The 2,873-nt window shown below is 68.9% G+C and carries 3 protein-coding genes; all 3 read left to right on the forward strand.

The annotated features are described in order from the left end of the window. Positions 1-42: 42 nt before the first annotated feature. Positions 43-1,589 (forward strand): IS3 family transposase gene (locus tag CKO28_RS27545; protein ID WP_437127664.1). Its coding sequence is split into 2 segments (ribosomal slippage): positions 43-514 and positions 514-1,589, totalling 1,548 coding nucleotides; the frame shifts between segments, so codons are not numbered across the junction. Positions 1,590-1,799: 210 nt separating this feature from the next. Next, positions 1,800-2,093 (forward strand): Pycsar system effector family protein, encoded by a 294-nt coding sequence (locus tag CKO28_RS29565; protein WP_367575763.1) that lies wholly within the window; start codon positions 1,800-1,802, stop codon positions 2,091-2,093. 286 nt (positions 2,094-2,379) lie between these two features. Further along, positions 2,380-2,679 (forward strand): hypothetical protein, encoded by a 300-nt coding sequence (locus CKO28_RS27555; protein ID WP_200344714.1) that lies wholly within the window; start codon positions 2,380-2,382, stop codon positions 2,677-2,679. Positions 2,680-2,873: the final 194 nt, after the last annotated feature.

The raw sequence follows: 2,873 nt of genomic DNA on the forward strand, positions 1-2,873 counted from the left end.
AACCTGTAGTCTTAACCGACCACTCGAGCCGAGGAGTTGGGTTTGCCCGAGTATTCCCAGGAGCGCAAGGATGCGGCGTTGGCCAAGCTGATGCCGCCGCAAAACCGCCGCCCGCAGGACGTCGCTGCGGAGGAGGGTATCACCAAGGACACCGCCTATCGCTGGCGGCGTGAGGCCAAAGCCGGCCGGGCCAGTGCGGCTGGCGATAATGGCGGCGACCCGGAGCGCTGGAGCTCGCAGGCGAAGTTCCAGGCCGTGCTGGAGACGGCATCCATGAACGCCCATGACCGCGGCGAGTACTGCCGCCGGCGGGGCATCCACCTCGCCCAGCTCAAGCGCTGGCGTCAGGACTGCGAGCAGGCGGCGGCGTTGGGCGACGACCGGCGCCGGCAGGAGAGCCAGGACACGCGCGCGGAGCGCAAGCGCGTGCGCAAGCTGGAGAAGGAGCTCAAACGCAAGGACGCGGCGCTCGCCGAGACGGCCGCGCTGCTGGCCTTGCGAAAAAAAGCGGAAGCGATCTGGGGGGACGACGGGGACGCCTGATCCCCGCCTCGGATCGCGCCAAGGCCGTGGAGCTGATCGACGAGGCGCGCGCGGCCGGCGCGCGCCTCACCCCGGCGTGTCAGATGCTGGGGCTGAGCCAACGCACGTATCTGCGTTGGACCGAGGAGGGCGCGGTCCGAACGGACCGCCGCCCCGAGATCGAGCGGCCGACACCGCCGCACGCCCTCTCGCCGGCGGAGGTGCAAGAGGTCCTCGACGCCTGCCACGCCCCCGCTCATGCCGACCTGCCGCCGGCCCAGATCGTCGCGCGGCTGCTCGACGAGAACGGCCGCTACATCGCCTCGGAGAGCACCTTCTACCGCATCCTGCGCCGCCACCGCGAGCAACACCGCCGCGGCCGCGCGCGGGTCCCCGCACCGCAGGCCCGGCCGACCACCTACCGCGCGGACGCCCCGTGCCAGGTCTGGAGCTGGGATGTGACCTGGCTGGCCGGGCCCGCCCGCGGCACGTTCTTCTACCTGTTCCTGATCCTGGACCTGTTCTCGCGCAAGATCGTCGGCTGGGAGGTCGAAGAAGCCGAGACAGCGGCCGCCGCCGCCCGGGTCGTGGAGCGCGCCGTGCTGGCGGAGAACTGTATTGACCATCCCCTCGTGCTGCACGCCGACAACGGCTCGCCGCTGAAGGGCGCGACGCTGCTGGAGACGCTGCGGCGGCTGGAGATCGAGCCGTCGTTCAGCCGGCCCCGGGTGTCCGACGACAACGCCTTCTCCGAGGCGCTGTTCCGGACCTGCAAGTACGTCCCAGACTACCCGCGCGAGGGGTTCGCCGACCTCGACGCCGCCCGCAGCTGGGTGCGGACGTTCGTCGCCTGGTACAACGAAGAACACCGTCACAGCGCGCTGCGCTACGTCACCCCGCAGCAGCGCCACAACGGCTCGGAAGCCCGCATCCTCGCCGATCGCCAGCGCGTCTACGACCAGGCGCGGGCCGATAAGCCCGCCCGCTGGAGCGGCGCCACCCGCGCCTGGACGCCGGTGGGCAGCGTCTGGCTGAACCCCGAACGGGACCCGTCCACGGATACCTGACGCGCGATCCCCAAACCGGGCCGAGCAGGCCGGCCGCCCGCGCGCCCATCAAGCGCGCCGAAGGGCGGTCGGCCGTCGGCGAGGACCGGGCTTGGGGAGCGCGCTGGCCCGCAGCATTCGAACCCGACGAACCGACAACTACCTTGACAGGCGCCGCGGTGGGTCGCATCGATCTGGCTGATCGTCGTCGGTCTTCTCCTCAGCGCCTCGGTGCTGGCCTTCCTGGTGGTGCTCCCTCGGCTGCGTCATCGCTCGGGATCGGACCCTTTATTCTGGGGGGCTGTCGCGAGACGCACGCAGCCCGAAAATTATCTGGCAGAGATTTGCGACCGATGCGGCCACGCTGGCGCGTGCCAAGGCGATCCACGGGTACCAGCTCTGTGCCCCCGTAAGTTCCGGCTGCTGCGCGCGGCCTTGCTGTGCGCGGCCGCCGGTGTGCTGCTTTTCCTGGCCGCCCTTGCTGTCGGTCTTCCGCTTGGTGGTCTGCAAGCCGGTGTCTCGTAGACGACCTCTGCGCGGCGGTTGTAAGCGTCCAAGCATAAAGCGACGAGCGGCCCGCCGGTCGCAGCTACCAGCGGCGTCGGCGCGGCCAGCCTTTTCGACCACACCGACACCCGAGTTCCCGTACCGACCAGACACTAGCGATCACACGCGCGTTACGTGTGATGCCGCACACATCGGCGGTCAACGCGCTCTCCCATGCTCCAGGGTGAAAGCAAAGCGGAGACGTGCCCTTAAAAGCGGCGGTCTCCGACCCATCCCATTCGATGGATTGGAGCGGAGAAACGCCATGTTCCGGATCGCCAAGACTACCGCTGCCGTCGCCACCGCTACCGCGCTTATTCTGGGTGCCGGTGTCGCTGCGCAGGCGAACGCCGACAGTGCCTGGCCGGACGTCGGCGAACGAGCCGGCAACGCGTGGACACCCGGCGATGGTGAGCCGCGGCCGATGGATCGTTCGTACTTCGCTGATCGGGAGCGCGCACCCGATGCTGAATCCGCCAAAGCCAAGCGTGATGGCGATGCGGGCGAGGACGGGTTCTTCGCCACGATCTTGGACGCGATCCAACGAGCCGGCGAGAGCGGCTAAGACAGCTATTCGACCAGGTGGATGCGCTCGACCGCAAGGAGGTGACGCCATGAGGCGTTGGAAACCCGTACGTGCTCACCCCACCCCCTGTAGTTCGGGCGATGTGAGCTGCGTTGCGCGTTCCATATCCGCCGGTTGACCCCTGGAGTCGGGGTGTGATTCCAGAATGGTATGACCCGCCGGGAGGAACTGGA

Origin of the sequence: Rhodovibrio sodomensis (assembly GCF_016583645.1) — a bacterium.
GTDB lineage: Bacteria > Pseudomonadota > Alphaproteobacteria > Kiloniellales > Rhodovibrionaceae > Rhodovibrio > Rhodovibrio sodomensis.